The organism is Draconibacterium sp. (assembly GCF_041583095.1).
Classification (GTDB): domain Bacteria; phylum Bacteroidota; class Bacteroidia; order Bacteroidales; family Prolixibacteraceae; genus Draconibacterium.
Window position 1 is genome coordinate 1 of record NZ_JBFHGM010000218.1, and the last position, 8458, is coordinate 8458.

Sequence of the window (8458 nt, forward strand, 5' to 3'; positions counted from 1 at the left end):
CGCCGATCTGGATGACATACCTAATTACGCTGACCTGGATAACGATAACGACGGCCTACCCGATTATTTGGATGGAATAGGACTGGATACCGACAATGATGGTGTTCCGAACAATTTTGATATCGACAGCGATAACGATGGTATTACTGATAATTTTGAATGGCAACAGGAACACAATTACATTCAGCCATCAAATATTGATGCCAACCAAAACGGATGGGATGACGCATACGAACCTGAGATGGGAGGTACATGCTATAATCCGGTAGACACCGACCGCGATGGAATACCCGATATGCTTGATACTGATTCGGATGATGATGGAAGTTCCGATTTATTTGAATCATACAACTTGGGAGACGCAAGCAAGGCCGGAATTCAACTCCTTCTTTCGGATCAGGATAACGATGGACTTGACGATCTTTTTGACATTGTAGTGAAAGGTTCGAGCTGGCAAAACTCAACGGCCAGTAGCACTACTCCCGGCGATTTAAACCAAAACGGTATTCGAGACTGGCGCGATAACACCAGCCATCTTTCTTCACAATCGGCCTATATTTTTCCAAGTCCCGCTTCTGAATCGTTCCAGTTTTTCAATCCCGAACAACAATTTGATCAGCAGTTAAACGTTCAAATTTATAATACAAAAGGTCAGCTGAGAAAAGTTTATACAACCACATACAGCAACGATCGTATTCCGGTTCTGGACCTAACGAACGGAATATATATTGTAACCGTTAGCTCAGGCACCTATCAGCATTCTCAAAAGATTTCTATTCAGCACTGATTTCAAAAAAAATTCCTAAAACTGTAACCCTCATCATTTTTTGTTGTCACTAACTACAGAACCGACAAAAATATGGATTCGTATCATTTGTCGACTAAAATCGGTAATTGGTCGGATTTTTAAAAACACATTTATATGATGTATTACTTTTGTTGGAGCTAGAAAACAATGTGGATGTTCAGCCAAACATCCAAAACAAAAAACAATTAGAAACAAAAGCCAAAAAATGATGAAAACAATGATGTTACTCCTTCTCCTTTCTATTGGAGTTGTAGTACAAGCACAGAACATTACCTTAAGTGGGTACCTCAGAGACGCTTCCAACGGAGAAGGGCTGATTGGTGCTACAGTATATGTTGAAGAACTGAAACAGGGCACCGCATCAAATGCCTACGGATTTTACTCGATCACCATTCCCGAAGGAAGCTACACGCTTCAGGTTTCGTTTATCGGTTACAAAACCGTTAAACAGAAAATTGATGCCCGCGAAAGTCTAAACATTTCGCTTTCGTTACAGGAAAATACCGAAGTAATGGAAGAGATTATTGTAAGCGGCGAAGCTGCCAATGCCAACGTGGAACGTATTGAAATGGGAATGGAGAAACTTCCGGTAAAAACCATTCAAAAGCTTCCGGCATTTATGGGCGAAGTGGATATTATCCGCACCATTCAGCTATTGCCCGGAATTCAGAGCGGCGGCGAAGCCAGCTCGGGTTTATACGTTCGAGGTGGTGGCCCCGACGAGAACCTGATGATTTTGGACGAAGCACCGGTTTACAATGCCTCGCACCTTATGGGTTTCTTTTCGGTGTTTAACTCAAATGCCATTAAAGATATTCAGGTGTACAAAAGTGGAATTCCGGCCGAGTATGGCGGAAAAGCTTCTTCGGTAATCGATATCCGACAAAAAGACGGTAATTCCAAACAGTTTGGATTCGATGGTGGAATTGGAAACCTGTCGAGCCGCTTAACGCTTGAAGGACCGATTATTAAAGACAAATGGAGTTTTCTGCTGGCCGGACGCCGCACCTATTACGACATTCTGGGAAAAGCAGCCGGTTTGGATGAGCTGGAAGACAACACCATGTATTTCTACGATTTGAACGGAAAATCAAATCTTGTTATTAACAACAACAACCGCATTTACCTTTCCGGATATATGGGCGAAGATGTTTTTGAGCTGGGCGAATCGATGTACATGCGTTGGGGAAATGCCACAGCCACCGCCCGCTGGAACCATATTTTCGGAGATAAGATTTTTATGAATATTTCGGCCATTTTTTCCAACTACGACTACAAACTTGGAGTTCCGGGAGATAATGCCGATAACTTCGATTGGTCGTCAAGGATAAAAGACTACAACGGAAAAGCGGATTTTACCTGGTTTGCAAATCCACAAAACACCGTTAAGTTTGGAGTGAACACCATCAGACATGAATTCCGTCCGGGCAAGATTACCACCAACGGCGATAACTCCATGTTTTCGGATATGGAACTGGCACACTACAATGCCATTGAAAGTGCGTTGTATCTTTCGAACGAACAGAAATTATCCGATCGTTTTTCAATGCAATACGGCGTGCGTTTAAGTCATTTTCAGCAGGTTGGCAAAGGAGAAGTTAATATTTACGCAGATCCTGAAAATCCCGATAAGAATGAAATTATTGAAACCATCAACTACGGAAAGAACGATAAAATCGGCGATGCTTTTGTTCATCTGGAGCCACGTTTTAGCATGAAATACACCCTCGACCGGAATAGCTCTGTAAAAGGTTCGTATAACAGAATGGTGCAAAACCTGCACCTCATTTCGAATACACAATCACCTACACCACTTGATATTTGGTTGCCATCGAGCACTTACATCAAACCACAGAAAGTTGATCAGGTGTCGCTCGGCTATTTCCGAAACTTCCAGCAAAACATGTATGAAACATCTGTTGAGGTTTATTACAAAGACATGCACAATGTTCTGGACTACATCGAAGGAGCAGAACTGTTTCTGAACGATGCCATTGAAACCGAATTACTACACGGCTCAGGCACATCGAAAGGACTGGAAGCACTGGTAAAAAAATCGAAAGGAAAACTTACCGGTTGGGTGGGTTATACCTGGTCGAAAACCGAGCGCGAAATTCCGGGTATTAACAACGGAAATCCTTATCCATCGTCATACGATCGCACACACGATCTTTCGCTGGTATCAAGTTATCAGCTGAACGACCGATGGAATTTTGCAGCCAATTTTGTTTATGCAACCGGAAATCCAACATCGTACCCGGTGGCTAAATACTATGTGCAGGGCAACCAGGTTTACGAATATTCGGCCCGCAACAGCAACCGGATTCCGGATTACAACCGCCTGGATCTGTCGTTCACCTACGACTTTAAAAAGAATGCAAACCGCCGTTTTAAACAATCGATAAACGTGTCGGTGTATAATGTTTACGGACGACGAAACGCTTATTCGATTACTCCGGAGGCAAACGAAGACAATCCGAATCAAACAGAATTTATCCGTTTGTCGATTATCGGAGCTCCTATCCCATCCATCACTTATAATTTTAAATTCTAGAGGTCATGAAAACAGCACAAATAATAAAAGGAATTATCATTCTTCTGTTTGCCATAGTTGCATTCACCGCATGCGAAGATGTGGTTGAGGTGGAACTGAACGACGAAGATATTGACCTGATAGCCGTTGAAGCGTATATTAACACCAAAGCAGAAAACAACGTTTACGTAAAACTGGAACGTACGCTTGCGGTAAATCAAACAGCACAAAATCCGGTAATCAGTAATGCCATTGTTCAATTAAGCGACAATGCCGATTCGCCAAACACCGTAACACTCGAAGAGCAAGGAACCACAGGAATTTATATGCTGCCCGCCGGCACTAATTATCCGGGCGTTACCGGCAGGATTTATACCTTAACAATAACCACTCCGGACGGAACCGTAATTACCGGCGACGAATATTTACAGGAAGTTGAAACGCTTGATACGGTAAAAGTAAATTTAAGCGACCGTGGCAATTACGAATACCTGGGAATTTATATCAACTCGCAGGAAACACCGGGTTTAGGTCATTATTACAAATGGGATATTTACCTAAACGGCGAATTACTTAATGACGGTGAAGACCTGGCTTTTGCCAGCGATGAACTGGTAGATGGAAATTACATTTACGACATGCTGGTCCTACTCGACTGGGAAGACGAAGAAGAAGACAAAATACTCCATTTGGGAGATACAGTTGTTGTGGAGCAACTCTCCATTTCGGAGGCTGCTTACGAATTTTACTGGGGACTGAGCGACCAGGCCTGGGCCGGAGGTCCGTTTAGTGTACCGCCTGCAAATGTGCCCAGCAACCTGACATCGAGCAATGGAAAACGAATTCTGGGATTGTTTTCGGCACGCGATATTTCGGTAGGAAATACGGTGATCATCGACGACTCAAATTTTACACCTTTGGTATCGAGCGTTCCCGGAAATTAACATCGATTCATACAATTAAAGTTTGAAATAAACATTTCACAGGAAAAAACGAAGCTTGCACTATGAAATTAGCAAGCTTCGTTTTTCATATCGGTATTAATTGCTACTTTTCGTTAATTTTGCTGTTTTACCGGAATGAACAAGAACATTGAGAAAATAACGGGCTATTTAAAAATTGAGCAACTTAAAAACGATAAACGGGTGATTGTTTATTTAATTTGTTTGCTTATTGCCACAGTTTTGTGGTTTTTGAATGCTTTGGAAAAAGATTATTCAACAACTATTGCCTACCCGGTTCGGTATGTAAGTCCACCCAACCACCAGTTTTTAGCCAACAAACCACCTGAAAAACTCGATTTGAAAGTTGATGCGCACGGCTTTACTCTTTTGCGTCATAAACTCAATTTTTCGTATTCGCCAATTATTTTAAACCTGACGAATATTACCCAAAACCTGGAATCGACAAATGGTACTTACCTGGTACCGACAAATACTTTAAACCGACGCATTTCGAGCCAGATAAGCAGTGAAATAAGCCTTCAACAGGTTAATCCTGACATCATCCGGATTGTACTCGACAGTTTAAAAACAAAATCGGTTCCCGTTAAAGCCGATGTTTCAATCGACTTTAAACCTCAGTTTAATTTAAAAAATCAGGTACAGGTAAAACCCACTGAAGTTAATATTACCGGTCCGGCGTCGGTAGTCGATACGGTTCGTTTTCTTTCAACAACAAAAAAATCGTTTGAAGAAGTGGATAAAACGATTACCCGAAACGCTAAACTCATTCATCCCGAAACCATCACAGTTGTTCCGACAGAAGTGCTGTTACAAATTGAGGTGGAAAAATATACCGAGAAACAGCTTCGCCTCCCCATACAGGTTATCAACAAACCGGCCGATGTGAGAATTAAACTTTTCCCCTCGGAACTTACGCTTAACTGCATGGTAGGTTTGAGCGAATTCGACAATATTTCGGAGACCGATTTTCGGGCAGTGGTTGATTATGCATCGATTAGTAACAGCGAAAGCCGCCTGAGGGTGCAAATAACCGATAAACCATCGTTTGTTGAGATCTCACGCTTTACTCCCGAATCGGTAGAATACCTTATTGAAACGTATTAAAAATGGCTGTTAAGATTGGTATTACAGGCGGAATTGGAAGTGGGAAATCGGTAATTTGCCAGGTTTTCAAACTTCTGGGAACTCCTGTTTTTGAAGCTGATGTTTGGGCAAAAAAACTGATAAATACGCACTCTGAAATTAAAACCGGACTTATTGACTGGTATGGCCCCGACATTTATTCACCAAACGGCACAATTGACCGGAAAAAGCTGGCTGGCATCATTTTTACAGATAGCACACAGTTGAAGAAAGTAAACGGGTTGATTCATCCCGTGGTGCGACAGGAATTTATGATTTGGGCCGATAAACAAAACAGTCCGTACGTCGTTCACGAAGCGGCCATTCTTTTTGAAAGCGGTTTCTATAAAATGATGGATTATACGATTCTGGTAACTGCACCCGAAAATATGCGGATCGACCGCGTTACGAAGCGCGACGGTTCAACAATCGAAGCCGTTAAAGAACGGATGAGCAAACAATGGAGTGATGAGCAAAAAAATAAACTCGCTTCAAAAGAAATTAAAAACGATAACAAAACATTATTGATTCCTCAGATCATTGAAATCGATAAACAACTAAAAGAATATGGCAAAATTTGGTAAATGGATAGGAGCCGGACTAGGTGCTTTTGCCGGTGGTCCTATCGGCGCAATTATAGGTTTTACAATAGGTTCGATGTTCGACGGCGGACAGGAAGCCGTAAAACGCGGAACACGAACAGGCTACTCGGGCAGAACAACCACCGGCGGATATGTAATGAGCCTTTTGGTTTTGGTGGCTGCCGTAATGAAAGCCGATGGGAAAGTGCTGAAATCGGAGCTCGACTATGTAAAGAAATTTATGGTGCACAACTTTGGCGAAGACTCAGCACAGGAAGCCATTAGAATGTTGCGCGACCTGCTGCAACAAACCATTCCGGTTAACGAAGTTTGCCAGCAGATTAAAGCAAATATGAATTACTCGGCACGCCTGCAGCTGGTTCATTTTCTGTTTGGAATTGCCCAGGCCGATGGACAGGTTGATGTGGAAGAGCAAAAGCTGATTACACACATTTGTAACCACATGGGCATTGGTAATAACGATTTTGAATCAATTCAGGCCATGTTTGTTCCCAATACCGATGGCGATTACAAAATCCTTGAAATTGACCGCTCAGCCAGCAACGAAGAATTGAAAAAAGCTTATCGCCGTATGGCTATGAAATACCATCCGGATAAAGTAAGTACTCTGGGCGATGAAGTTCAGAATGCTGCCAAAGAGAAATTCCAGAAAGTAAATATGGCTTACGAAAACATTAAAAAGGAACGAAAAATAGCTTGATCAGTTTACAGTCGCAGTTAGCAGTTTTCGTTGTCATCTCGAAGGATGAATGACTGAGAGATCTGTTACTTTGCAGCTATCTGGAAACAGATTTTTCACTTCGCTCGAAATGACACGACAATGAAAATCATCTCTACAAATATTGCTGAAGCCCGGATAATAAAATGGAAGGGAAAAGAAGTCCCCACCGGTTTATTCAAATTTAGCGTATACAAAGGAATTTTTCTGGGTAAAGAAGATGTGAAACACGACAATGTGATGGATCGCAGATACCATGGCGGCATTGATAAAGCCTGTTACCTTTATTCGGCAGATCATTACCCATACTGGCAAAACCTTTATACTGATTTGGAAATGCCCTGGGGAATGTTTGGCGAAAACCTGACCGTGGAAGGCCTGCACGAAAAGGAAATAAATATTGGCGACACCTTTAAAATTGGAGAAGCCGTAGTACAGGTTACCCAACCGCGCCAACCCTGTTTTAAACTGCAGTTCAGGTTCAACGATAACAATATTGTACGCCAGTTTGTCGATTCAGGTTTTTCAGGTGTTTATGTTAGGATCTTGGAAAAAGGCCACGTAAATCCCGGCGACAATATGCAGCTGATCGATAAAAAACAATCGTTGTCGATACACGAAGTTTATACCCTGCTTTATGCGGATGAGTTCGATGAAAAAGTTAAGAAAGCAATAAACGATCCCTTAATTGCCGAAAGTTGCAAAAGTGATTTAATAAAACGCTGGGGCGATTATTTGTAAGCCGTTAGCCACCAAAACCTTCCAAATAGAACGGTTTTAAATAGCAACTAATTCATAGATTTAAAGGTTACCTTTCTCCTTTTTTCAGAATATATAAGTGGACAAGGAAGGAAGTGCAAACCTCTTTCAACCATTAAATCAGAAGTGCAACATAAAGTTGCAAAAGACATTAAGGAGGCTTTGAAGATGGCCTCCTTTCTTTTTAAAAAGGTTTTTAAATCAGACTTTAAAACATTGACTACCGATGTTAATTTTCCCGGAAAAAGGCAGCCAAAATGATTCGTGAAGGTGTTTTCACTGAAAGTGAAAAGAAAAACTGTTCCGCGACGCTTATTTCAACGAAAACGAGATGACGAAACATTTTTTAATGGCATTTTCAGTGAAAATTGGACGAAAAAATCCTTAGTAAAGCTTTTTTCCATGAAAAAGAGGTAAGAAACTGATTAGGGACGCTTTTTCCCTTGAAAATGAAGTGAGCCGGCATATTCTCTTACCATTTTCGCGAAAAAAAAGCAGGAAAATGAATTTCCGGTTATTTTCGCGAAAAATGACACCTGAAGAATTCAATGTCGTTTTCACTGAAAATGCACTTCCCCATGCAAAAAACGATATTTATTTTGCTTAACTCTCCGCAGCCTCTAATACCCGCATGCAAACGAAATTCGGACTTCGGGATGCCTTTTAAACTAATCGGTATTACATCCTTTCAGGCATTTCAACACCCAGTAAGCCCATACCAGTTTGTACCACCTTACCCACTGCTGATGCCAGCACCAGGCGGAAGTTTTTAACACTTTCGTTAGCTTCGCCAAGTATTGAATGATCGTGATAAAACTGGTTGAATTCTTTTACCAGTTCGTAGCAGTAGTTGGCAATAATCGCCGGGCTGTAATTGTCGCCGGCTTCCTCAACTGCTGCAGGGAATAAAGAAATACGTTTCACCAAATCCTTTTCTTTTGATGAAAGCGA

8 protein-coding genes are annotated in these 8458 nt (G+C 41.7%); 7 read left to right on the plus strand and 1 reads right to left on the minus strand.

Translation table 11 applies throughout. The features are described from left to right. The 7 genes from ABZB17_RS17000 to ABZB17_RS17030 form a co-directional block, all read left to right on the plus strand. Positions 1 to 787 (plus strand): T9SS type A sorting domain-containing protein (locus ABZB17_RS17000; RefSeq protein ID WP_372651855.1); only part of this gene is annotated, 787 nt, incomplete at its 5' end. Between the two features lie 226 nt (positions 788 to 1013). Then, positions 1014 to 3362 carry a TonB-dependent receptor domain-containing protein gene (locus ABZB17_RS17005; RefSeq protein WP_372651857.1) on the plus strand — a complete coding sequence of 783 codons (2349 nt, stop codon included), beginning with the start codon at positions 1014 to 1016 and terminating at the stop codon, positions 3360 to 3362. Between the two features lie 5 nt (positions 3363 to 3367). Beyond that, positions 3368 to 4285 carry a DUF4249 domain-containing protein gene (locus ABZB17_RS17010; protein WP_372651859.1) on the plus strand — a complete coding sequence of 306 codons (918 nt, stop codon included), beginning with the start codon at positions 3368 to 3370 and terminating at the stop codon, positions 4283 to 4285. Positions 4286 to 4420: 135 nt separating this feature from the next. Next, positions 4421 to 5410: a YbbR-like domain-containing protein gene (locus ABZB17_RS17015; RefSeq protein ID WP_372651861.1), complete on the plus strand. Its 990-nt coding sequence runs from the start codon at positions 4421 to 4423 to the stop codon at positions 5408 to 5410. A 2-nt stretch (positions 5411 to 5412) separates the two neighbouring features. Further along, positions 5413 to 6012, plus strand: a complete 600-nt coding sequence (gene coaE / locus ABZB17_RS17020; protein WP_372651863.1) for a dephospho-CoA kinase — start codon at positions 5413 to 5415, stop codon at positions 6010 to 6012. Continuing rightward, complete coding sequence (locus ABZB17_RS17025) at positions 5996 to 6730, plus strand: TerB family tellurite resistance protein (RefSeq protein WP_372651865.1); 735 nt, start codon at positions 5996 to 5998, stop codon at positions 6728 to 6730. Before coaE ends, ABZB17_RS17025 begins: the two co-directional genes overlap by 17 nt. A gap of 120 nt (positions 6731 to 6850) precedes the next feature. After that, positions 6851 to 7489, plus strand: a complete 639-nt coding sequence (locus ABZB17_RS17030; protein WP_372651867.1) for an MOSC domain-containing protein — start codon at positions 6851 to 6853, stop codon at positions 7487 to 7489. Between the two features lie 696 nt (positions 7490 to 8185). Here the strand turns inward: ABZB17_RS17030 and ABZB17_RS17035 are convergent. Beyond that, the coding region (locus ABZB17_RS17035) for a DALR anticodon-binding domain-containing protein (RefSeq protein ID WP_372651869.1) at positions 8186 to 8458 on the minus strand (273 nt) is incomplete at its 5' end.